We start from the raw sequence: 23747 nt of genomic DNA on the forward strand, positions 1-23747 counted from the left end.
GAAAAGAACAGCGAACTTGCCGGTCTGGACGCATCGCTACAACTTTGTGCGTCCGCATACGGCTCTTGGCAGAAAACCTCCAGCCTCAAGGCTGAGCGGAGGGTGAACAACGTGTTGACACTCTACAGCTAGGCAAGTGATTTTATAAAAATTTTGATTTTTAAAATATATAAAGCTATTCGTTGGTATTATTTATGCGTGACTATTTGAAGAAGAATATTTTTCCTGCTCCGGAGGCTGCCATGTCAAGCATTTCCCCTATCTCATCGTCAGGTTATGAATTGCGCTATGACGCCACGCGCCCGGGCGGCATTGCGTTGTCCAAAGCCGAAACCGGGAACGCGAGCGATACGGTGAGCATTTCCGATACCGGCCGGCAGGTTGCCTCCCAGGCGGCCGCCATGCGCGACGAGGCGGCCCGGCAGATGGATGCCGCCGATCGCTATCAGACGGCGCTTGACTTTGGGCGGGATTTTGCCGCGTACATGGACGGCAATATTAACCTGGTAGATGAGTACGGACACAAACGCGCCAGTGCCGAGCTGGAGGCGGCTTCGTACAGGCAGTCCAGGGCGTTCACCACCGTCAGCGCGCAGGGCACGGTTATCGGCATTTCTTACCTCGCCGCGGAAGGGGGCCACCTGCAAGACGCCATTCCTGAAGTCTATCCGGCCCAGATAACCAGAAAAGACGGCTTTCAGTTCAACATCACGCTGGAGGATGATGTACGCATCAACGACCTGGAAGACGGGGGCCTTTCCATATATTACGCATCCAGCGGGATAACCCGAACCTTTGACGCCGAGGGCAGGGAAAGCGTTGCCCAGGGGGAAAAAAATGCCCTGGGAACCGGCGCTGACGACATTATCATCAACAGAGCCAGCAAGCGTGTGGACGCCGGGGACGGCAACGATATCATCATCAATCTGGCTGACGGCGCGGAAATCCTGGGCGGCGAGGGGAACGACAGCATTTTTCTGCCCGCGGCGGACACCAGGGGCGTGACCATTGACGGCGGCACGGAGAATGACCGCATTGTAGGACAGCACCTTTCCAATGCCACAGTCATCATGGGGGACGGCGACGACGCGCTGACGGCTACGTCCCTGAACAGGGCCGCCATAACCTCCAGTGGCGACGATGTTATCAAAACCGCGCGGCTCATAAACAGCTCGCTCGTCTCCAGCAACGGCGCCTTTAACTCGGAGATAGCCAATATCTATGAGAGCTCTGTCGCCATCGACCAGGTGAAAAATGGATTCTCCAGTGATAGCATCAGGGGATCAAAGGTGCGCTTCGGCGAAGGGGATCTTACTCTTTCTTCAAAAGGAATTACAAATTCAGAGCTTTTGTTCGGGGACGGAAATCTTACCATATTAAGCTCTGGTGGAATTGACTACTCTATTCTCACGCATGACAGGGGAAGCAACACAATAACCGGCGGAAGTATCACCGATTCCACGCTCACCTTGGGAAGCGGGGGCAACACGTTTGATACGCACGGGATTTCCGGGTCGACGCTCAACCTGGGAGGCGGCGGCAACACCATTACCGGCGGCATCGGCAAGTCCACGCTTAATGTTGAGGGCGGAGGCAACACAATCACTGGATCAGGCGGTATCTATAGGTCTAAGCTCAATATAGCGGGCGGCGGCAACACAATCACCGGCCGCGGCGGCATCGGCGATTCAACGCTGAATTTTAAAGGCGGCGGCAACACAATCGCCGGTGTATTCTATGATTCAACGCTGAATTTTGATGAGACAATCTCACCATCCTCGGCAACGCATAAAGCGCAAGAGAATACCTCCGGCTCTAACTTCAACAAAATTATAAGTAATGGTTTCAATCAATCAACACTCTATTCCAAGAGCGAAAATTTAGAACTTTCAATAGGAAGCACTTATAAATCAACTATCCATGTCGAGAATGGAACCGCAAAAATAAACATTGATTCAACGATGAGCACTAACATAGAAACAGGAAACGGCAATGACGACGTTGCCATACGCTCCCTTTTCTCTTCCCGTTTGAACACCGGCGGCGGAAATGACAATATCAGCATTGACATGGCCATGTTGTCGCACATAAACGCCGGCCAGGGCGATAATACTATACGGATAAAAGACGCAAGCCACTCCTCCATTGCGGCGGGTAACGGCAACAACACCATCAGGATAGGAAGAGCGGCCGACAGCACCTTGAACGTGGGGAGCGGCAACAATGCGCTTTTGACCGAAGCGGCAAAAGAACTGGCGGGGCCGCATCTCTCCGATCCCACGGCGGATCTGGACGACACGCTCATGGACATCTTGTTCCGCAACGAAGGCGCGGCGCGGCCCACGCCCGCCGCCGAAGGCGCTGAGGCGGGTTCGCTCCCCGATTCCACCGCGTCGGCGGACGGCCAAGAGGACACGCAGGCCGATACCGCCGCCCCGCTCTCGGATACGGACTTCGCGAGGCGCCTGATGCAGGCGGCCACTGCCGCCTATGCCCGCGGCCAGCGGTTCCTCGGGCGCGACGGCGGCATGCCCTCTTCCGCCAACCTGTTCTGAAGCGGGAGGATTTTCGCGGATACGCTGCCGCAGGAAAAACTTGTCTCCTGCCGATTCCAAGCATAGAATTTTTGATTAATAATCATAATTTCTTTGCGGAAAGACAGATGGGGGATAGCATGCGTCTTCTTTTTATCCATCAGAATTTTCCCGGTCAGTACAGGCACCTGGTGCATCATTTCGGGAGCCAGAAAGGGCATGAAATCGCCTGCGTGGGGGAAAGCCAGAACCTGCTGCGCTGGGAGGGCCTGCCTGGCGTTCGCGTGCACGGCTACAGCGTGCAGGAAAAAAAGGATGCCGGGCACCCCTATGCCTTGGGCTTTGAAAACAGTTTGCGACGGGGCCAGGCCGTGGCCGTCACCTGCACGGAGATCAAAAAAAGCGGCTTTGTCCCGGACGTCATTTGCGTGCACTCGGGCTGGGGGGAGGGGCTGTTCCTGAAGGACGTGTTCCCTGACGCGAAAATTCTGATGTACTGTGAGTTTTACTACAACGCGGAAGGCTCGGACTTCAATTTCGAGCGGAAAAAGCGGCCCACCCTGGACGAGCTGTTCTTTCTCAGAACCCGCAACGCCACGCAGTGCTTGAGCTTCATGCAGGCCGACGCGGGCATAAGCCCCACCGTCTGGCAGAAAAGCCAGTACCCGGACATTATTTCGCAAAAAATTACAGTCCTCCACGAGGGTGTGGACACGGCGCGCTTTCAGCCCGACAACAAGGCTGTCATCACCTTGTCGCAGAGCGGACTTGCCTTGCGGCCGGGCGACAAGGTGGTCACCTTCGTCAACCGGAATCTGGAGCCATACCGCGGCTTCCGCACCTTCCTGCATTCGATTCCGCTTCTGCAACAGAAGCATCCTGACGCCCAAATACTGATCGTGGGCGCCGACGGCCGCGGCTATGGCGCGCCGGCGCCCAAGGGCACGACTTACAGAAAGATGTACATGAATGAAATCAAGGAAAAGGCGGATATACGTAAAATCCATTTCCTAGGCCACGTGCCCCACGGTATTCTCAGGCAGCTTTACCAGGTGTCGGCGGCACACGTGTATCTGACATTTCCCTTTGTGCTCTCGTGGTCGATGCTGGAGGCCATGTCCTGCCAGTGCCTGGTTATCGGCTCCAAAACCCCGCCCGTGCAGGAAGTGCTCAAGGATGGGGAAAACGGCCTTCTGGTGGACTTCTTCTCGCCGGAGCAGGTGGCCGGGGCGGTGTGCGAGGCCCTGGACGGTTCGGACAGGATTGCGGGCATTCGGGAGCGTGCCCGGAAAACCATTGTGGACAAATATGATCTGCGGTCGGTATCTCTACCGCAGTACGACAACCTGCTCGCCTCTCTGGCCTAAAAGCGACCACGCGAAAGCCTGATGTCTGGAAATTTTCCGAAAGAGGGCCTGAATTTCTATTTCAGGCGTCTGCTCTCTTTTCCGGTGTGAGCGTAGAATAAGGTGGTGCTCAATTCGATATGAAGAGCGCTAACCGGCAGCTGAAACGCAAAAAAGTCCGCACCTCCTGCCGGATGCGGGTTTTTTGCAAAGTGCTTTTGATCGATCAATCAGGACTGCATTGAGGAATTTCTTCTGATTTCCGTACTCCGCTGAAGAATGTTTTCAACCCGCCGGGAAGGCTCTTCCGCGCGCTGCCCTGTTTCAGCAGTGGCCTCTGTTTCTTGACCCGGCTCCGGCTGTTTTGTGCGTGCGCTCTCTTCATCATTCCACAATGACGCATTCATTGCGTCAACACTCAGGGCCATGCTCTTGACCATCCTGCCGATATTAACCGCATTGCCTTCGCCATTGTTCAAAAGCAGGCTTTGAAACATATTTTCAACGGATATTTCATTCGTGCCGTCACCCCCGACAATTACGCTGTTGACAGCGGTACCGACATGAATGGTATTCTTGCCGTTACCGCCGCGTACCGTGCCATTGAAGGTGCCCAGGGAAATCAGATCATCGCCGCCGCCGCCATTTATGGTCACGTTTTCGCTTCGGCTGATGATGTTGCTCGCTGTGATGCGATCAGCGCCGTTGCCGCCGTCCACAACAATGGCGCCGGGAGAAAACACGGTTCCCAACTGGATGTCGTCGTTTCCGTCACCTCCGTTTATGGTTAGACGGGAACCATCCGACACGGTTAGGTTCTCAGCTTTTAGTAGGTCATCGCCGTCGCCGAGATCAACAGAGATGTTCTCCACAAACTGACCCGCAAGAATGATCTTGTCGTTCCCCGAACCGCCTCGAAGAGAGACATTGGCCGCAAAATTGATAATCGTGTCATCGCCGGAGCCGCCGTCGACCTCTTTGCCGTCAACATTGATAATAATGTCGTTGCCGTCCGTTCCCGCGAAGGGATTGCCCCCTTCACCGACGGAAAGTTGATTGCCGTCGGCGTCATAAGTTATAGTGGACGCTTCGGTAACAAGAACAATGCCGCCGTCTTCCCTCTCCGTTATCCGCGCGTTGACGACGCCATTTACCACAATACTTTTGCCGCCAGGCAGAGTGGCGTGAAGCTGAGAGGCTCCGTCTGAGGAGGAGGTTACTTCCACAACCGTGCCATTGTCCGTGCGTGCCGATGTCTGCGGCTGGCTGAAGCCTGACCGCAAACTACGTTCGCTGATGCCGCCCAAGACGCCGCTTTGTTGTTCAAGAAAATCAAGGATGCCGCGCCGAATGTTATCCGCGCTCATATCACCCTTGCCGGTTGCCGGGCGTGTTTGGCTGTCGGAAGGGAAAGCGGAAATTTTTTCCGGCATCTCGGAAAGTTCGCAATAATCAAGGCGCTCGTGGCCTGCGGCAGGTTGTGCCGCCTGCAGGACGTCTCCCCGGTGCCGTGCCGGTAATATGGGGATGGAAAAACCGCTATACGATTGAGAGCTGCTTGTAATGCTATCCATCTATCCTCCCTCCCGATCATTATCTTTGAGACTCTGGTCAGGGCAATATCCTCTTTGGTTAGCGGCAAAAAATGCATGAACAAATATTTTTGCATATTTTATACCATCAAACTAGACTCAGGACTCATTAATTACGGTCATAGCGCATTGCAATCCGTCGCCAGTCTTTAATTCTCCCAAACATGTTTTCGATTTTGTGACGCTGTTTATAGAGGTCTTTATCATACGAGACAGGTGTCTTTCGAGTTTTCCTGGAAGGTATACAGGGCGTAATGCCTTTTCCAAGTAAAGCCGTTCGGAACCAGTCGGCATCATACCCTCGGTCAGCGAGCAGTTCCCTGGCGTTGGGCAAAGCGTCCAAAAACTGTGCTGCCCCTTTGTAGTCACTTATTTGGCCCGGAGATAAGAGAAGGAGAATCGGCCTGCCTTCACCATTACAAACGGCGTGAAGTTTGGAGTTCAGTCCGCCTTTTGTCCGCCCGATACAGCGGGAAAGAACCCTTTTTTGGCAAGCTTGCTGCCGTACGATGGGCTTTAAGGTGGGTGGCATCAATCATTAGCCGCTCTGTATTCCCTTGTTTTTCAACAAGTTCCATAAATATTTTGTTGAAAACGCCAAGTCTGCTCCAGCGTATAACCCTGTTATACAAGGTTTTATGTGGCCCGTACTCGCGAGGTGCGTCTTTCCACTGAAGTCCATGTTTTATGACGTAAATGATTCCGCTGAGTATCCGCAAATCGTCAACGCGCGGAATGCCATGGGACAAAGGAAAATATGGCTTGATCCGATCAAGCTGGGCACGGGAAAGATAAAAGAGAGTACTCATAGCTCACCTCTTGGCACACTATGAGTACTCTTTTACAAACTTTTTGACAATTAATGAGTCCTGAACCTAGACGAAAAAACGAATTTAAGCGAAAAAAGTCGTGACATGGTAAGAGTTATTTTCTCTTATTTCGCTTTTTCCACCTATCCTCTTTCTCCTCACCGCTCAAGAACACAATCGCATTTATCAAAGAGGGCCAGTCTACTCATTGTGGGCATACTTGGGTGTTCCCCTTCTGGGGCTGGCGTGGGCGTGCCGCCCTTCGAACCTAAAGAAACAACCACCTGTTCTCTTTGAAAATTGCATTTGGCAATAGATTAGACTATAATAAGTCCACGTTTACCCAAAGAATCATAATAGTTTCCATCCCTCCTTGGCACTACTTGGGGCAATATGGGCATTTTCTTTGTTTGCGGCATACATTGTGTCGGCAAGACGACCATCTGCAAAGAAGCGGCAAGTGGCATGGGTGTTCCCCGCTATAGTGCAAGTGAACTTATCCACACTCAAGACGCTTTGGCTCTAGGGCCGACTAAGCTCGTAAAAAATTTAGACCATAATCAAAACATGCTTATTCAGGCAGCGCGAACTGTAGAGGATAAGCATAATTACTTTCTACTAGATGGGCATACAACTCTTTTGACAGAGGCGGGAGTGGAAAAATACCAATATATGTATTCAAATTTTTAAACATTGAATGCATCGTTGCTCTTTATCGTTCCCCTGAAACCATAAGTAAATTTTTATTCAAAAGGGATAACACCTGCCTTGATATTGAAGACATTACTGAACATCAAGAGATGGAAATATCGTACGCAAAAGATATAGCTGCAAATCTTGATGTGTTTTTCTGGTTACAAAAAGAACCGGAAACCGTCCAACTTCAAATGCTTATTGCCTCATGGCTCAAACGAGAAGGAGAATGGGATGCGAGAAGACGGCGTAATGCAGGTAAAAAAATTTTCCGAGATTGACATCACTGACTCGTTTTTCGATACACTAAAATCCAGCTACGCTGAATTCTCTGACTGGTTTGCTCGTAAGGCAAATGAGGTTGCATATACGGTTTATGATGGCACTGGGCATTTGCAAGGCTTTCTATATATAAAAGGTGAAAATGGCCCGATACGAGATGTTACGCCTCCGATAAATGCATCTCGTGTTCTTAAGGTTGGTACGTTTAAAATCAATGCCCACAGAACAAAACTTGGTGAACGCTTTGTCAAAAAAAATATTCGATTATGCCATTGAATGGAAAGTAAACCATATATATGTTACTGTGTTTGAGGAGCATATTGGCTTAATTTCATTATTACAAAACTATGGATTTAAACGATATGGAGTTAAAAATACTACAAACGGGGCAGAACTTGTATTTTTGAAAGATTTCAATACACTAACGGGGAATATAGTATTTGACTATCCGATAATAAATGCATCCTCGAATAAATGGGTTTTGAGTGTAAAACCAGAATATCACACAAACCTATTCCCAGACTCGATATTGCGAACTGAAGATAGCAAAATAATCAGTGACATATCGCACACAAATAGTATCCATAAGGTGTATATAGGAAGAGCACTTGATATGCCACAAATCAGAGTGGGGGATACCCTTATAATCTATAGGCCAGGAGAAAATGGCCCGAAATTGTTTCATAGTGTGGTGACATCACTTTGTGTTGTTGAAGACATAAGGCCGCGTAGCAACTTTGAATCGGAACGAGATTTCTTAGACTACGCAGCAATGTACAGTGTCTTTGATGAACAAGACTTACTATACTGGTTACATCGCCCTGGCCCTGAAATGCACGCAATCAAAATGACATATAATGTGGCCCTCCCCAAACGACCAAATTTAAAAGCGCTTGTTGAACAGGCCGGTCTTGACCGTGAAGCCTATTGGGGGTTACACCAAATTGGCGATGAACAATTCGCTAATATATTAAAATTAGGCAATGTTTATGAAGGCGTTGTTATCCATTAAACCTGAATTCATTGAAAAAATTTTTTCAGGTGAAAAACAAGTAGAATTTAGGAAATCTTGCTTCAAAGAAGATGTTCAAACTGTAGTTGTCTACGCGACCATGCCTGTTGGAAAAATTGTTGGAGAATTTGAAATTGAAACGATTTTGAGCGATAGCCCGGAAGAGTTATGGGAACAAACAAAGGCCGTTGCAGGGATCTCCTTCGCTTTCTTTAACGAGTATTTTTCTGGACGTGAAGTAGCTTACGGCATCAAAATTAAACGAGTTAGGCGGTATAAAAAAGCACTTAACCCCTATCTGGAAGAACCTGATTTTGTAGCACCGCAATCATTTCGTTATATCCGTGGGGAGAATGAGCAGCTAGTTCTTACTTAAGCTAAGTAAAATTGCGATAACCAAAAAAATTGGGGGGCAACTTTGGAGGCATGTGATTTTTTTGAAAAAAATATTTGTAGTATACCAGCCCATTAATACACCTCTTCAAGAGGTGGGGGACACGTTCCGCCAAAGTCCGCCGAAGTTCGCAAAACCTTGGCGGACTTTGCTATATAGAGTATAACATACCGTCAATATTCAGTAAAATGCATTGACAGCGGGAAATTTTCCAGGCTACGTTTCCTGGGCAGCTTGCTTTCAGCAAACCCGTGCGCCCTGACGCCCCTGTCCTTCACTGACGCCGCCCCGCACGGCGCGAACCGGGAACAGTCAGCCTTGCAGCCCGCACGGCGGCGCATGGGCGGCCGTCCCTTCTTCCCCACCTGCCGGCGCCGGACTTGCCAAGCCCCGGCGGCACAACGACAGGAGAGCACATGGGCTTTTTCTACAGCCTGCTGGCCGCGGCCACTTTCGGCCTGACCCCCTTCTTCAGCATTCCGCTCATGCGCAGCGGCCTCAGTCCGCAATCTGTGCTCTTCTACCGTTTTCTGACGGCCACCGTCATCATGGCCGTCATTCTGCTGCCCCGCCGCCAAATTCTGCCGCCCTGCCGCAGCGACATCCCCAAGCTGGCCGGGGTAAGCCTCATGTACATGCTGGCGGCCCTGACCTTTTTCTGGAGCTTCGCCTATCTGCCCAGCGGCGTGGCCGCCACCATCCACTTTCTCTATCCGGTCATGGTCATGCTTTTCATGGTGTTTTTCTTCGGGGAGCGCTTCTCCCCCGTGACAGCCTTGGGCATCCTGCTGGCCCTGGGCGGCGTTTTCCTGCTGGGCAACGCCTCCCCAAGCCAGGGCGGCATCACGGACAAGGGGCTGATCCTGGCCCTGCTCTCGGCCCTGTGCAACGCGCTCTACGTCACCGGCATCTTTGCCGCCCGTCTGCGCTGCGCCAACGGCCTGATCATCACCTTCTGGCTGCTGCTTTTCAGCACCCTGACCTCGCTGGGCAACGCCCTGGCCACAGACAGCTTTCAATGGCTGGCAAGCCGCTGGCAGATGGAACAGATTTTTCTCCAGGCGCTGGTGACGGCCGTCATTTCCAATCTGGCCCTGGTGCTGGCCGTACAGCGCATCGGCTCGACCCTGGCCGCCGTGCTGGGGGCCACGGAACCGCTCACCGCCGTGCTGGTGGGCATCATCGTTTTCGATGAGGCCTCCACCCTGACGGTCTGGTGCGGCGTGGCCCTGGTCTGCCTTTCCGTGGCCCTGGTCATGCTCGGCCCGCAATGGCTGGCGCGCCGCAAGGCCCCGGACGGCGGCCCGTCCCCCTGAGAGGATCAGTGCCGCCCGCTGCGCCCGGCGCGGGCGTAGTCGGCAAAGGAACAGGGCAGGCCCACCACGCATTTGCCGCAAATGTCCGCGCCCGGATAGACAGCCTCGTTCTTCTCGCACATTTCCAGACAGATCCGGCGGTCAAAGCCGCGCGTGCTCAACGCCCCGGTGGGACACTGGCGGGCGCAGAGGCCGCATGTGCCGTTTTTCTTGTACAGGCAGCGCTCTTCCCGCACCCGCGGGTCAGCCGTTGTCTCCAGGTCCGTGACTATGGAATAGTAGCGGCCCACGCAACCCACGTCGGAAATCAGCATATTGTTCAGTCCGAAGCTGCCGTGCCCGGCGATCCAGGCCACATGCTTCTGGGACCAGCGGCTGTAGATGATCTCGCGGCTGATCATGCCCGCGTCGCGGGGCACGGCCGCCCGGCCGCCCCGTGCCCTGATGCCTTCCGCCAGGCGCTCATTGAGTTCGGCGGCCATGGCGTTGGTGTTCAGGTAGGCCTGAGCCCAGACGGCGGAACAGTGAAAGCCCTCTTTATTGCCGTCGGCCACGGCCTTTTTGAACGGAATGAACCAGGAAACCACGCTCCGTGCGCCCGGCAGATACTCTTCCGGCAGATAATGGTTTGGGACAAGCAGCTCCCGCAAGCGGGCGAAAAGTGGATCGCGGGCGTCGGCGCAACGCGCCAGCGGCGGTTCCCAGATCATTTCCAGCGCGTTCCTTGCCGCATAGTCACGGACCAGACGCCATAATTCAGCCGCAATGGCCTCCCGCATAGTCGCCTCCAGAGGTATTCCCACAGGGTACACGCCCGTCGGGGCAATGACAAACACCGCCGGGAACGGCTCCACGCTTTACGGGGCCAAAGGGATAGGCTATGGTTGATAAATACGTCCACAACCATTTGCAATGGTTGAAAATCGTCCCTTTCCGGCCCCGACCGCCGGAGGGCGCAACAGCGTTGAGGTGCGCATGAACACCACTGTCCGCTATTCCGCCACAGTCCCCGTTGGCATCAACCCTCTGGGCCGCAAGGGCATGGTCAGCACGCCCCACTATCTGGCCTCCCAGGCCGGGCTGGACGCCTTGCGCCGGGGCGGTACGGCCGTGGACGCGGCCATTGCCGCGTCAGCCGTGCTGTCCGTGGTCTATCCGCACATGTGCGGCCTGGGCGGCGACAGCTTCTGGCTGATTTACGACGCCGCGCACGGCGAACTCAAGGCCCTGAACGCCAGCGGGCGCGCCGCCGCCTCGGCCTGCCCGGAATTTTACGAGGCCAGGGGCTTCAAGGCCGTGCCCGCGCGCGGCTATCTGGCGGTCAATACCGTGCCCGGCGCGGTTTCCGGCTGGGACGAGGCTTTCCGGCTGAGCCGGGAAAGCATGGGCTCGCCCCTCTCCTGGGCGGAGCTGCTGGACGCGGCGCGCGGCTACGCGGAAGACGGCTTCGCGGTGGGGCATTCCCTGGCCCACTGGCTGGCCGTGGACACCAGCGGCCAGGGCGCGGGGCGCGGCCTGCACCAGTTCCCGGCCTTTCTGGAGGTCTTCTGCAAGGAAAACGGCCGCCCCTATGCCGAAGGCGAAATCCTGCGCCAGCCCGATCTGGCCCAAAGCCTGGCCCGGCTGGCCCAAAACGGCGCGGATGAATTTTATCACGGCGGCATCGCCCGCGCCATCGCGGACAGCATGATGCTGCACAGCGGCCTGCTGACCGTGGGCGATCTGGCCGACCACCACGCGGACTGGGCGGAACCGCTGCGCGTGCCCTACCGCGATCTCACGGCCTGCAGCGCGCCGCCCAACAGCCAGGGCATGGCCGCGCTGGAAATCCTGAACATCTGCAACAATATTGATCTGGCCGCGCTGGGCGAGGGCAGCGCCGACTACTATCAGGCCCTGGCGGAAGCCACGCGCCTGGCCTTTCAGGACCGGGACCGCTGGCTCTCGGACCCGGACCATACGGACATCCCGCTGGACCGCCTGCTCTCGCCGGAATACGGGCGGGAGCAGGCCGCGCGCATTTCCCTGGAAAAAAGCGCGGGCCCCCTGCCGCCCCTGTCGCCGGGCGGGGACACGGTCTGGCTGGGCGTGGTGGACGCGGCGGGCAACGCCGTCTCCATGCTCCAGAGCATCTATCACGAATTCGGCTCGGGCATGGTGGCCGTGGGCACGGGCATTCTTCTGCAGAACCGGGGTTGCGCCTTCTCTCTGGACCCGGCGCACGTCAACCGCCTGGAGCCGGGCAAGCGCACCATGCACACCCTGACCCCGGCCATGCTGCTCAAGGACGGCAAACCCCGGCTGGTCTGCGGCAGCATGGGCGGCGAGGGCCAGCCCCAGACCCTGGCGGCCCTGACCACCCGCATTGTGGACTTCGGCCTGGCCCCGCAGGACGCGGTCAATGCCCCGCGCTGGCTGCTGGGCCGGAGCTGGGGCGCGCCCGACAACGACCTCAAGCTGGAAGGCCGCATTCCCGAAAGCGTTGCCGAAGACTTGCGGCGGCGCGGCCAGCCCGTGCTCATGGTGGAGGACTATACGGAAATCATGGGCCACGCCGGGGCCATTCTCTGCGACGAGGACGGCCTGCTGCAAGGGGCGGCCGACCCGCGCGGCGACGGCCAGGCTGTGGCGCTGTAAAAAAAAGACGAAAAGGCAAAAGGAGCCTGAAGGCATGTACGGCCTTCAGGCTCCTTGCGCTTTTTCAGAGTGTCGCGGCCCCGCCCCCTGGGAGCTGTTTCTAAATGAGGATTTTTGTTCTCTGCCCAGGAAGGCGAGTTCCGGGCGGAGGGAGTATATTCAAATATATTCGACCTTCGCACGGAGCGAGCCTGACGCAGGCAGAGGGCGAAAAGACAATGTAGAAACAGCTCCTAGTCCAGCAGCGCCGCTGCCAACCGCCTGGCCAAGACCTCGTCTTCCTCGGGCTTGCGCCCGCTGACCCCCACGCCGCCCACGGTGCGGCCGTCCAGGCTCAGAGGCACGCCGCCCGCCAGACTGGTCAGCCGGGGCATGGGGCCGTCGCAAAAATCCGCCAGGGTCAGACGCTCGCGCTCCAGCCGGGCGTGCAGGGCGCTGGTGGTTGTTTCCAGCACGGCGGCGGTATAGGCCTTGCCCACGGCGATGGGCGTGCCGCGCCGCTTGGCCCCGGCCATGCGCGTGTAGTGCAGCAGATCCCCCACCGCATCGCAGACCGCGATACATAAGGGCGCGCCGCCGTGGCCATCCGCCTCCGCGGCCAGAGCCGCCACAGCGGCCAGGATGCGGCTGTGGTTCAGCGCAGGGACTTGTTCAGACATGACGACCTCCTTCATGCAATGCGGATGCCCGCCGGTCTTTTCCTGACCGGCGGGCTTGGTGCTGCAATCTGTTTCGCAGCTACAAAAGAAAGAGCGACAAACTCGGCCAGTACGTCACCAGCAGCAGAATGACCAGCATGGTCAGGATAAAGGGCACGGCCGCCCGCGAGACCAGCTCGATTTTCTGTTTGGTGATGCCGCAGGCCACAAAGAGGTTCACGCCCACCGGCGGCGTCACAAAACCGATGGCCAGGTTGACCACCATGATCACGCCGAAGTGGATGGGGTCCACGCCCACCTTGGTCACCAGGGGCAGCAGAATGGGCGTGAGGATCACGATGGCCGCCAGGGCCTCCATAAAGGTGCCCACCCAGAGCAGCAGCACGTTGATCAGCAGCAGGATGGCGATCTTGTTGCTGGTCAGGTCCAGGATGGCCGCCGCGATGCGCTCGGGCACCTGCTCCAGGGTCATCACATTGCCGAAAATGGTGGCCATGGCCATGAGCATGATGATGACCGCCGAAGTCTGGGCCGACTCCACGCAGCATTTCCAGAGCGAGCTCAGGGAAAGCTCGCGGTAGACGAAAAGTCCTATCAGCAGGCCGTACATGGCGGCAATGGCCGCCGCCTCGGTGGGGGTCATCAGGCCGCCGTAAATGCCGCCCAGCACGATGACCGGCACCAGCAGGGCCCATTTGGCCTCCCAGACGGCGCGGCCCATGGTCTTCAGGCTGCGGGGGCGGGATTCGCCGCGCCAGCCGTTCCTGCGGGCGATGACATAGGCCGTGGCCATCAGGGCCAGGCCGGTGAGAATGCCCGGCGTGATGCCCGCGAGAAAGAGCTTGCCCACCGAAGCCTGCCCGGCCACGCCGTAGACCACAAAGGGATTGCTGGGCGGGATCATCACGCCGATGGCCCCGGCGGCGGCCACCACGGCGGCGGCAAAGAGCTTGTCGTAGCCGCGCTCCACCATGGCCGGGATGGTCAGGGTGCCGATGGCCGCCACTGTGGCCGGACCGGAACCGCTGATGGCCGCGAAGAACATGCAGGTGGCGATGCTGGCCAGGGCCATGCCGCCGGACAGGCCGCCCACCAGCTCGTCGGCCAGGGCCAGCAGGCGGCGGGAAAGCCCGCCCGCGCCCATGAACACCCCGGCCGCGATGAAGAAGGGAATGGCCATGATGGGGAAATTGTCGATGGAAGTGAAGGCCACGCTGGCGATATAGCTGGCGGGCAGCGTATCCGCGCCCACCACGGTCATCAGGGCCGCGATGCCCAGGGAAAAGGCAATGGGCACGCCGAGCAGCAGCAGGACCACAAAATAGCCGAAGAGCAACGCTATGGCATTGAGATCGTCAAAAAGCAGCACCGGCGAGAAAAGCAGGGCCGTGAAAGCCGCCCCGGCCAGGGCGTCCCGCCAGGACACGGTCCGCAGTTGCGCCGCCAGATCTTCCAGGGCGCGCAGGCTCATCAGGCCGAAGCCCAGGGGCAGGATCAGATAGGGGATGGCGTAGGGAATGCGCAGGGCCGCCGTTACCTGTGGCATGGCCAGCTGCATGCGGATGTGTTCCACCCCCTCCACAAACACAAAGGCGCTCAGGATCAGCAGGCAGAGATCCACCACGATCCAGCTTATGCCCTGAAGCCGGGACGGCAGACGGTCATAAATGATGTCCACCCGGATATTGCTGCGCTGGCGGATGGCGAGAGGAATGGCCAGATAGGAAATCCAGATGAAGACGTAGCGGGCCATCTCTTCGGACCAGACCGACAGGCCCACATAGTGGGAAACAGTCTCCCGGATTTTGCCCACCGGCAGAAAACCACCCAGCCAGGCGCTGAAGCGGGGCCCGTCCAGCAGGCCCAGCAGTTCGGTGATGGAGTAGCGGTAGACGGTCTGGTAGGTGATGATCACGATCATCAGGAGCATGCCCGCGACCAGGAAGGGTTTTTCCAGATTGGCGTCGAGCAGGCGCAGAAATTTACGGGCGGATGAGGACATGGGGTACTCCGTGCGGCAAACGGCCGGGAAGGACGCGCCGGGCCATTCCCGTCAATTTTGCGGGCCGGGTGGCGCAAATGACGGGACCGGCGGGGCCGCCCCGAGGCGGCTGGCGAAACATGCGGGGGCAGTCCGGGTCCGGGGCGCGTCCGTCACGCTCCCGGACCCGGCCGGACGGTTATTTCTGGGTTTCAAGCACCATTTCCACCAGCTCGGGCGGGAACTTGTCCTTGAACTTGTCCCAGACCGGGCGGGTGGCCTTGCGGAATTCGTCAAGCTGTGCGTCGGTCAGGTCCACAATCGTGATGCCGGCCTTGACGAAGCCTTCGCGGGCTTCGGCCTCGTTCTTGGGGTAAAGGGTCTCGCGCTGGTAGGCCAGGGCTTCAGCCGCGGCTTCGCGCACGACGTTCTGAGCTTCGGGAGGCAGTTTGTCCCACCAGGCCTTGTTGGCCATCATGACCTGCATGCCGTAGTTGTGGGCCGAGGTCACGGCGTACTTCAGCACTTCGTGGTGCTTGGCGCCGTACATGTGCGGGAAGGTATTGCCTTCGCCGTCCACGGTGCCCTGCTGCAGAGCCGTATAGGTTTCGCCCCAGGCCACGGGTGTGGGATTCATTTTCAGAACCTTGGCCACTTCCACTTCCACGGCGGAGTCCGTGGTGCGCATCTTCAGACCGGCCAGGTCTTCCACCTTGGACACCGGGCGGTTGATGGTCACAAAGTTGCGGTAGCCGTATTCGGCGTACATGATCGGCTCCAGACCGATGTCATGGGCGACCTTCTCGAAATACTTGCCCAACGCGCCGGAATCGATGGCCTTGTACAGTTTTTCCTGATTCTTGGGGCTGGTGATGTACGGCAGATCAAAAACCTGATAGAGAGGAGAAAAATTGGCCATGTTGGGGGTGGAGCTTACAGCCATTTCAAGGCTGCCCTTCTGAGCGCCTTCCATCAGCACGCGGTCGCTGCCCAGGATGGCGTTGGGGAACACCTGGACCTTGATCTTGCCGCCGCTTTTCTGTTCCACCAGTTCCTTGAACTTTTCAAAGGCCAGAGTGATGTGATTGCCCGGGGGCGTGGTATGAGCCACCCGGAATTTGATTTTGGGGCCGTTGTAGTCGGCGGCATGGGCCGTCACGGCCGGTCCCGCCATCAGGGACAACGCGGCCGCGAAGCCCGCTGCAAGAAAGAATCTTCTGTTCATGGCAATCTCCTGCCTCTTTTCAGGTTATGGCGTTGCAACAACGCCTTGCCGGGGCCGTATCGCTCAACCTGTAACCGTGCGCGGCGCTTTGCCGTCGCGGGCCGTCTTCCGGCCCTGAGGTCCGAACGCCCCTCCGCGGCGCACCGCCGCGAAACCCGTCGGCGTTTGCGGCGCCGGTTTTCCAAGTGTGTCCTTTTCAGCACAAAGCCCGGAAGTCAGCAATCGTTCGAGGGGGTAATTTGCGGGAGCGCGCCGGAAATCCCTTTTGCGCCTAGCCCGCAACAGGCATCATACCTAAAAGGATTACATGGATATCTTATTGAAATAAAAATGGAAGCTGATTATAGTGCAAGCACGTCGCCCGCATGCTCCCTGCCACGGCAAGACGCGCAAAGCTGAATTTTTTCGCGCATATCAGCCAAGCGCCGTCGCCGCCGGGCATCAAAAACGGTCCGCGCCGGGAGATGGTCTTCTCTTTTACCGACTTTTGTGCAATTTATCGCAGCCTCAATGCTCATGACAGCGCCATCCGCGAAGCACTGAAATTTTCCGGGCGGCACGGCGCAAAGGAAAAATCGGGCGCGGGTATTGAACATGCCGTGAGATCAATTTTCCTTTGCGATGCCGCCGGAGAAAAAACGGCATTGCGGCCGACGGCGCGTCCGGTCTTGCCGGGAAACGGCATTGTGCATGCCTGGCCCGCGTTCCGGCGCATGCATTTCGCACATCCCAATTATAGTCACTCTTTCCATAGCGTTCCGGAAAGGCCGGAGATAAGGTCGGAAGAAGTTGAAAAACAAGCACCTCTTAAAAATCAATCTGATTATCGCCATCATTCTGGTCATCGGATTCGTGCTTACCGCCGTACTCAGCTACCGCGCCAATTACCGGACATCCCTGGACAAGATGGAACAGATTTCCACCCTTACAGCCGAAGGGATTTATTACCGGCTGACCACAAAATTCACCAAACCGGTCAATATTTCGCTGACCATGGCCCATGACAGCCTGCTGGCCAGTCATCTCTCCGGAGAGCCGCGACACGGAGATGACCCCGCGTACATTGAAACCACCAGAGCCTATCTGGAGACATACCAGAAAAAATATGACTTTGATTCCGTCTTTCTGGTTTCCGCCGCCACGGGCCGGTATTATAGTTTCAGGGGCGTGGACCGCGTTCTGACGGAAAAAAATCCGGAAAACGCCTGGTATTTCCGCCTGCTGGACAGCCCGCGAGACTACACGCTGGAGGTGGACAACGACGAGGTGCAGGGCGCGGACAACGCGATCACCGTTTTTGTGAACTGCAAAATCAAAGATGCCGCCGGACGGGTGCTCGGCGTGGTCGGTGTGGGCATCCGCATTGATTCCCTTCAGGAATTGCTCAGAAGTTATGAAGAAAAATACCATGTGACGGCGAGCCTGGTCAGCAAAAACGGCACCATGGAAATCTCCACCGCACACACCGGCTACGAAGGAAAAGACTGGTTCACGGTCTACCGGCAGGAGGACATTCGGGAAAAAGTCCTGGGCTGGAACGCTGACAGCATGAGCCTGAAACTCTGGACGCCCACCGCGCCCCGGAGCCGCGAAAAAAGCTTCATCGTCACCCGTTTTATTCCGGAACTGTCCTGGAATCTCATTGTGGCGCAAAACACCGGTCTGCTGATCAGGAAAATGCAGACCCAGCTCTATCAGACCTGCGCGATTCTTGTCGCCGTCATCCTGATCGTCCTGCTTGTCATCACAACGGTCATCCGGAAGTTCAACAGGCAGATCACCCAGTTGATGGAGGAACGGCAGCAGTTTTTCACCCGCGCGACGGAACAGCAGTATGACAATATCTGGGAATTCAACATTACCGAAAATTGCGCGGAGGGGACGCGGACCGAGGAAAGTTTCGCGGCGCGTGACGGCAGGCCCCTGCCCTACGATCAGGGCATCGCCCTCATGGCCGAAACGCGGGTCAAAAAGGAATTCCGGCGCGGCTATCTGGAAACCTTCGCGCCGCGGAACATCATCCGGGCGTATGAGGCCGGGAACAGTCACCTCCGCTATGATTTCATGACCCGCCGCAACGATGGGCAATACTACTGGATGCGGGTGGACGCGCACATTTTTTACTCCGCCGAGGATGCGTCCATCCACATGCTGGCCTACCGCAAAAACATTGACGCCGAAAAGAAACAGGAATTGCGGGCCGCGACGGATGAAATGACCGGCTTTTACACCAAGAAGGCCACGGAACGCGCCATCGGCAGGCTGCTTTCCGAAAAGCCGGACGGCGCATATGCCTTTTTCATCTTTGACATTGATAATTTCAAGCAGGCCAACGACCGTTTCGGGCACGCCTTCGGGGATGTCTGCATCCGGACCTTCACGGGCATCCTCAAACGGCATTTCAGGGGCAAGGGACTGCTGGGACGGATCGGCGGCGACGAATTTGCGGCATTCATCCCCATTCCCGATCGGGAATGGGCGGAAGCGACGGCCAAAAACCTTTCCGCCGCGCTCTGCGTCGAATGCGCGGACGGCACGGCCCGCTGGCGGATGTCCGCGAGCATCGGCGTGGCTCTGGCCCCGCAGTGCGGAACGGATTTCGCCGGTCTGTACCAGAGCGCGGACGCCGCGTTGTATCAGACCAAGAAAAGGGGAAAAAACGGCTTCACCATGAACGACGGTCATGGCGGCGTATAGCTGCCCGCCGTGCGCGGACGCGTCCCGTCCGCCGGGTGCTCCGCATTGGCGGCGGGACATGGTGGTTAACTTCGCTCGAGGTACGCCTTGAAAGAGCTTCGTTACATTCTGGGCGCGGGTTGTCTGAATGCCTGGCTCTGGCTGGCCTTCCGCAGCTACGGCGACCCTGAGCCGTTCCTGTTCAACGATGAATTCGGACGGCTTTTCGCCGTACTGCCCTGCGCCGCGCTGTTTCTGTTTCTGCTCGGCCTGTGGCGGGAGCGGCTGCGCGCCGAGGGCATGCTGTCCCGGCTCTGGATCGCGGGCTGCGCCGGTCTGTGCAGCCCGTTACTGCTGAGCCTGGATATCCCCCTGCTCGCCAACGCCGCGGCCGGGACGCTCATCAGCGCCCTGGCGGGTTTCGGTTTTGCCGTGGGTTTCGTGGTGCTGGGCATGGGTGTGGCCTCGCTGCCGCGCCGGGGCATTCTGGTGGTGGTCAGCGCCGGCATCATCGTCAGCCGCGCCCTGATCCACGGTCTGCTGGCCCTGCGGCCGGAAGGCCTTTTACTCCTGCCCGTGGTCTTCGCCCTGGCGGCCAAACTGCTGCTGGAGCCGCCCGCCGCCCCGTCGCCGCCGGACAAGGAAAGCCGCGCCCCCTCCGGCCAGAGCGGCGCGCCGGAATTTGCCGCCGTTGCCGCGTTGCCCGACCCGTCCGGCCTGATCAATCTGTGGCCGGTCTACGCCGTCTACGGCCTGACCGGCTTCAGCCACGGCCTGTACTACAGCCTTCTGGCCGTCATGGAACCCCTGCTGCCCCGACCCAAGCCGCATCTGCTGCTCATTGTGGTGCTGAGCTGCCTGATTTCCCCGCTCTGCATCCATCTGGCGCGGCGGGCCTCCATCTGGCGCACCGTTCTGCTCATGGGACCGCTGCTGGTGGTGGGCTATACGGCCTGGCCGCTGCTGCACCGCGAATCCCCGGCCCTTTCTCTGGACAGTCTGCACTTCGCCTACACCCTTCTGGGCGTCTACAGCTACACCACCCTCTTTTACGCGGCCTCCTGGCTGAACGCCCGCCGCCGGGGCAACGGGATCCGGCTCATCGGCCTGGGCGGAGCCATTCTGCTCTTCAGCCTGCTGCTGGGCACCTACGCCCTGCCCGGCATCCGCGCCAGCCTTTCCCACGGCACCACGGTCAACTACCTGTTCGCCCTGCTGGCCGTCACCATCCTGCTTTCCAGTTCAACCTACGTCTTTCTGCTGGAACGGATGGGCTTCTGGGAAGCCGCGCCGCACGGGCGCCCGGCACGTCCCATGCGCCCCCTGCCGGGCGCGTTCTCGCCCGTGACCTCGCTCGGGCCTTCAGCCGAAAACGCCGCGCAGGCCCCGCAAAGCCAGCAGGGGGAAGGCCAGACCGGCGCGGAAAGCCTGAGCCGGGAGGAATGCGAGCAGCTTTTCCGTCGGCTCGGGCTGACCCGCCAGCAGGCGCTCATCGCGGCCATGCTGGCCCAGAAGCACAATGACGCCGATATCTGCGCCAGCCTGAATATTTCGCCCAGCACGCTGAAAACCCATATCCGCAATATCCTGCGGCGGCTGAACATCAACAGCCGTCATGAACTGCCCTGGCTCGTCTGCCATGCGGCGGGCGGCCAGAACGAGGAATAGACGCGCGGGCGTCTCTTGACAGCGCCACGGCCCACGTTTATACGTCAAACCGTACGTAACCGGGTTCTTGAAACCCGGACGGCGTCAACAGCATGACCTTCCGTCTGGCGGCGCCGTCGGTAACGCCGATCAGTGAGACCTTGGCATTAAACAATGCCAAGGTCTTTTTTTTCTGCCGGACCGCCGCGTTCCCCTCCCGTAACGTCGGCCGCCGCGAACGCAACGCAGCGCGCCATGAAGGAACTGCTCGACACTTGCGGCCCGGACGGCGCGGCTGCCGCCGTTCAGGAGCGGTTGGGCAATATTGCCGAAAACGCGGACAAGCCCCTGAAACATCCGGGCAGTCTGGCGGAAAACGCGCGGGATCTGGCTCAGGAACCGCTTTCAGCCGTGCGGGAGCATGGGGACGGCGCGGGCGAAGTCCCGCAACAGGAGGGAGAAAAACTCAAGCGCGAAGCTCTGGCGGACGGCTTGGACGGTATGCCGGGGAATCTGCCGGGCGGATTTTTCGGCAAAAAGGGCTGATGCGGAAGCCGTTCAGCGGGCAAGGCCCTGACGCGAACGCCTGTTTACGGCAACCCTCTGAAGGATTGCCGTAAACAGGCGGAACAGACGCGGATCGCGCTTATTTTTCAATCCAGGGCAACAGGGCGTCCACGATCTTGCGGGCCTGATCCGCGCTGGAAATGGTGAACTTGGACTGCTGGCGGTATTCGCCGCCCGATTTTTTATAGCGCCGGATCACATACTTGTCCGGGCCGTAGTCGTCGCTTTCCGGCCGCCACTGCTGATAACGGAACAGAATGGTGGTCCAGGCGCCCTTGCTCAGCACCACCTTGTCCAGTTCGTTGATCAGAATCTGGCCGTTTTCCTCATACTGCACGGTAAGATCGTCGATGGATTCGTTCAAAACTTCCTCGCAATAGGCGCGGCGGAACCGCCTGTCCCCAGCCGCGCTGTTAAACCCATGTGATGCTGAGCGGCTTTTGAAGCGTCGCGCGGAGCGAAGCTTCCCTAAACGCCGGTGTAGTTGGCCAGCACGCCCTTGACGGTTTCGGGCAGATCCGGCGGCTGCAGCACCATATCCGCCGGGCCGGGGCCGTAGCGGTCGGCGGTGCTCTGTGCCGTGGCGGTCATGGCCATCAGCCGCTCGGACATGGTCAGATCCCGTCCGCTGCTCACTTTCCGTCCCAGCATGGTCAGCACGTTTTCCGTAATGTTCACCGGCTTGATGGTGTTGTATTCCATAGTGCGGCCTCCTTCTGTAGACACTAAACTACAGTTTTCATCGGCGGTTCGCAAGAAGGCTTTAGAGGATGGGACTTGATGTCCGCCGCGTTGCAAGATCCGGACCTACCGCCGCAGCAGCATCAGGGCGTAGCGCTCCACCGGCGCGAAGTCGTCACTGAGCGCGGGCGTGTCCGTGGGCACAGGCCCGGCGTAGCGCGCGGACAGCATGACGTCCGTCTCGGCGGCCGACGGGTCCGCGGCGGGGGCCGGAGCCGGAGGAGAAACGCGCCCGGCCTCGGGAAAAGCCAGCAACATCAGATTCTGCACCTCGCCGGGCCGGTCCGGCCTGCCCACGCAATAGACGCGCACCTCGGCGAAAGCGGCGGCCAGGGCGTGGTAAATGCTCCGGAACAGCCGCCCGTCCGGGCCCTCCACGGCCGAGATCACGTTCATCAGCAAGGCTCCGCCTGGAGCCACGGCCCGGCGCAATTCCTTTGCCGCCTCCATGGTGCCCATCTGAAAGGGCACGGAATAGTGCGAATTGAAGACGTCCACAAAAACAAGGTCATAACGCTCTTGCTGGCGGTTGAGAAAAGCGCGGGCGTCCTCGTGCCGCACCGTGAGACGGGGGTCATCCTTCAGGCCGAACCAGCGCCGGGAGGCCGCGGTCATGGCCGGGTCCAGCTCCACCACGGTCAGGCGCAGGGCGGCGGCATCCAGGCCGCTTTTGCCCGCCAGCAGCCACTTGGGCACGGAATAGCCCCCGCCGCCGAGCATCAGCACCGTGCGCGCGCCCGGCACGTGGCGCGGCCCCAGGGCGTAAAAACGGGTATAGTCGAAATAGAGCTCATCCGGGGCGTCCAGCAGCATGCCGGACTGGCTGTAGCCGGGGTCCGTGGCCATCAGGCGCACGGCGCGGCCGTCGCGTGCGCGGTCCACGCCGTCCATGACCCGGATGCTGTTATAGGGGCTCTCCACCAGGCGCGTGCCGCTCTTTTCCGCCAGCCATTGCCCGTACAGGCTGTCCTGCCAGGCCAGCAGGGCGCAGAGCGCCAGAAGCAGCAGGCGCGGCCAGGGTTTGGCGGGCGCGTTGCAGAGGGAAAGAAGCAGCATGCAGAGGGCCACGCCCCAGAGAATGGCCGTGCTGCCGAAAAAAGAGATCAGCACAAAGCCGCCCAGAAAGGTGCCCAGAATGCTGCCCGCCGTGGACAGGGCGTAGAGCCGCCCCACCGTGGCCCCGGCGGTGTCCACGCCGGCGATGCGCAGGCGGATCACGTAGGGCGTGATCATGCCGAAGAAAAAGGCGGGCAGGGCGAAAATGCCCAGCGCGGCGGCCACGGCGGCCAGGTAGAGATTGCCCACCCCCTGGGTCACGCCCACGCCCACCGCCGTGTGGCAGAAGGCCGTCAGCCCGCAGCCCAGTCCGGCTCCGGCCAGGGCCTGGCCCAGCCCCCGGCGGGAAAGCGTTTTGTCCGCGAAGCGGCCGCCGGCCCAGGCTCCCAGGGCCAGACAGGCCAGCACCACGCCGATGAGGCTGGTCCAGACAATGGCCGAGGTGCCCACATGCGGGGCCAGCACCCGGCCGCCCACCATTTCCAGCACCATGACCAGCGCGCCGCTCAAAAAAACCGTCAGTTCCAGCATGCACAGTCCTCTTCGCGGCGGACGGCCCGGCTCAGGCCGTGAAATCCGC

Annotated in this window: 22 protein-coding genes; 13 read left to right on the forward strand and 9 right to left on the reverse strand. The window is 58.5% G+C overall.

The window, feature by feature from the left end; all coding sequences use genetic code 11:
* From FYJ44_RS11170 to FYJ44_RS11180, 3 genes are all read left to right on the forward strand, one after another.
* Positions 1–106, forward strand: a 106-nt coding sequence (locus FYJ44_RS11170; RefSeq protein WP_154508122.1) for an integrase core domain-containing protein, incomplete at its 5' end; no start/stop codon positions are given.
* A gap of 136 nt (positions 107–242) precedes the next feature.
* Positions 243–2555 (forward strand): hypothetical protein, encoded by a 2313-nt coding sequence (locus FYJ44_RS11175; RefSeq protein ID WP_195841019.1) that lies wholly within the window; start codon positions 243–245, stop codon positions 2553–2555.
* A gap of 119 nt (positions 2556–2674) precedes the next feature.
* Positions 2675–3901, forward strand: coding sequence for a glycosyltransferase family 4 protein (locus FYJ44_RS11180; protein WP_229772680.1), 1227 nt, complete (start codon positions 2675–2677; stop codon positions 3899–3901).
* A gap of 209 nt (positions 3902–4110) precedes the next feature.
* On the opposite strand, the gene FYJ44_RS11185 is transcribed toward FYJ44_RS11180, so the two are convergent.
* Both FYJ44_RS11185 and FYJ44_RS11190 read right to left on the reverse strand, forming a co-directional pair.
* Positions 4111–5454 carry a calcium-binding protein gene (locus FYJ44_RS11185; protein ID WP_154512131.1) on the reverse strand — a complete coding sequence of 448 codons (1344 nt, stop codon included), beginning with the start codon at positions 5452–5454 and terminating at the stop codon, positions 4111–4113.
* A 127-nt stretch (positions 5455–5581) separates the two neighbouring features.
* Positions 5582–6281 (reverse strand): IS5 family transposase gene (locus FYJ44_RS11190; RefSeq protein WP_229772681.1). Its coding sequence is split into 2 segments (ribosomal slippage): positions 5582–5948 and positions 5947–6281, totalling 702 coding nucleotides; the frame shifts between segments, so codons are not numbered across the junction.
* Between the two features lie 393 nt (positions 6282–6674).
* On the opposite strand from FYJ44_RS11190, the gene FYJ44_RS11195 reads away from it, so the two are divergent.
* From FYJ44_RS11195 to FYJ44_RS11215, 5 genes are all read left to right on the forward strand, one after another.
* Positions 6675–6971 carry an AAA family ATPase gene (locus FYJ44_RS11195; protein ID WP_154512132.1) on the forward strand — a complete coding sequence of 99 codons (297 nt, stop codon included), beginning with the start codon at positions 6675–6677 and terminating at the stop codon, positions 6969–6971.
* A 237-nt stretch (positions 6972–7208) separates the two neighbouring features.
* Entirely contained in the window at positions 7209–7532 is a 324-nt protein-coding gene (locus FYJ44_RS11200) for a hypothetical protein (RefSeq protein WP_154512134.1), read from the forward strand.
* The gene (locus tag FYJ44_RS11205) at positions 7489–8268 is read left to right on the forward strand and encodes an N-acetyltransferase (RefSeq protein ID WP_154512136.1); all 780 of its coding nucleotides are present in this window, start codon (positions 7489–7491) and stop codon (positions 8266–8268) included. Before FYJ44_RS11200 ends, FYJ44_RS11205 begins: the two co-directional genes overlap by 44 nt.
* Positions 8246–8644, forward strand: a complete 399-nt coding sequence (locus tag FYJ44_RS11210; protein WP_154512138.1) for an ASCH domain-containing protein — start codon at positions 8246–8248, stop codon at positions 8642–8644. The genes FYJ44_RS11205 and FYJ44_RS11210 overlap by 23 nt, the downstream gene beginning before the upstream one ends.
* A gap of 434 nt (positions 8645–9078) precedes the next feature.
* Complete coding sequence (locus tag FYJ44_RS11215) at positions 9079–9978, forward strand: DMT family transporter (protein ID WP_154512140.1); 900 nt, start codon at positions 9079–9081, stop codon at positions 9976–9978.
* A gap of 5 nt (positions 9979–9983) precedes the next feature.
* Here the strand turns inward: FYJ44_RS11215 and FYJ44_RS11220 are convergent, their stop codons facing one another.
* Positions 9984–10757, reverse strand: a complete 774-nt coding sequence (locus FYJ44_RS11220) for an epoxyqueuosine reductase (protein WP_154512142.1) — start codon at positions 10755–10757, stop codon at positions 9984–9986.
* A 196-nt stretch (positions 10758–10953) separates the two neighbouring features.
* Between FYJ44_RS11220 and ggt the strand changes: the two genes are divergently transcribed.
* Positions 10954–12615: a gamma-glutamyltransferase gene (gene ggt, locus FYJ44_RS11225; protein WP_154512302.1), complete on the forward strand. Its 1662-nt coding sequence runs from the start codon at positions 10954–10956 to the stop codon at positions 12613–12615.
* A gap of 233 nt (positions 12616–12848) precedes the next feature.
* Here the strand turns inward: ggt and FYJ44_RS11230 are convergent, their stop codons facing one another.
* The 3 genes from FYJ44_RS11230 to FYJ44_RS11240 all read right to left on the reverse strand — a co-directional run bounded on the left by FYJ44_RS11230 (position 12849) and on the right by FYJ44_RS11240 (position 16480).
* The gene (locus FYJ44_RS11230) at positions 12849–13274 is read right to left on the reverse strand and encodes a GlcG/HbpS family heme-binding protein (RefSeq protein WP_154512144.1); all 426 of its coding nucleotides are present in this window, start codon (positions 13272–13274) and stop codon (positions 12849–12851) included.
* A 79-nt stretch (positions 13275–13353) separates the two neighbouring features.
* Entirely contained in the window at positions 13354–15276 is a 1923-nt protein-coding gene (locus tag FYJ44_RS11235; RefSeq protein ID WP_154512146.1) for a TRAP transporter large permease, read from the reverse strand.
* Positions 15277–15454: 178 nt separating this feature from the next.
* A complete protein-coding gene (locus tag FYJ44_RS11240; protein ID WP_154512148.1) occupies positions 15455–16480 on the reverse strand; it encodes a TRAP transporter substrate-binding protein in 1026 nt (341 codons plus the stop codon).
* A gap of 365 nt (positions 16481–16845) precedes the next feature.
* On the opposite strand from FYJ44_RS11240, the gene FYJ44_RS14760 reads away from it, so the two are divergent.
* The 4 genes from FYJ44_RS14760 (at position 16846) to FYJ44_RS11255 (ending at position 21349) form a co-directional block, all read left to right on the forward strand.
* Entirely contained in the window at positions 16846–17484 is a 639-nt protein-coding gene (locus tag FYJ44_RS14760) for a hypothetical protein (protein ID WP_229772682.1), read from the forward strand.
* Entirely contained in the window at positions 17387–19177 is a 1791-nt protein-coding gene (locus tag FYJ44_RS11245) for a sensor domain-containing diguanylate cyclase (RefSeq protein ID WP_229772683.1), read from the forward strand. The genes FYJ44_RS14760 and FYJ44_RS11245 overlap by 98 nt, the downstream gene beginning before the upstream one ends.
* A gap of 87 nt (positions 19178–19264) precedes the next feature.
* Positions 19265–20824: a helix-turn-helix transcriptional regulator gene (locus FYJ44_RS11250; RefSeq protein ID WP_154512152.1), complete on the forward strand. Its 1560-nt coding sequence runs from the start codon at positions 19265–19267 to the stop codon at positions 20822–20824.
* Between the two features lie 234 nt (positions 20825–21058).
* A complete protein-coding gene (locus tag FYJ44_RS11255) occupies positions 21059–21349 on the forward strand; it encodes a hypothetical protein (protein WP_154512154.1) in 291 nt (96 codons plus the stop codon).
* A gap of 100 nt (positions 21350–21449) precedes the next feature.
* Here the strand turns inward: FYJ44_RS11255 and FYJ44_RS11260 are convergent, their stop codons facing one another.
* The 3 genes from FYJ44_RS11260 to FYJ44_RS11270 form a co-directional block, all read right to left on the reverse strand.
* On the reverse strand, positions 21450–21734 hold the full coding sequence (locus FYJ44_RS11260; RefSeq protein ID WP_154512156.1) for a hypothetical protein: 285 nt from the start codon (positions 21732–21734) through the stop codon (positions 21450–21452).
* A 104-nt stretch (positions 21735–21838) separates the two neighbouring features.
* Positions 21839–22072, reverse strand: coding sequence for a hypothetical protein (locus tag FYJ44_RS11265; RefSeq protein ID WP_154512158.1), 234 nt, complete (start codon positions 22070–22072; stop codon positions 21839–21841).
* Between the two features lie 105 nt (positions 22073–22177).
* Complete coding sequence (locus tag FYJ44_RS11270; RefSeq protein ID WP_154512160.1) at positions 22178–23698, reverse strand: fused MFS/spermidine synthase; 1521 nt, start codon at positions 23696–23698, stop codon at positions 22178–22180.
* Positions 23699–23747 lie beyond the last annotated feature (49 nt).

Source organism: Desulfovibrio porci (genome assembly GCF_009696265.1).
In the GTDB taxonomy this organism is placed as follows: domain Bacteria; phylum Desulfobacterota; class Desulfovibrionia; order Desulfovibrionales; family Desulfovibrionaceae; genus Desulfovibrio; species Desulfovibrio porci.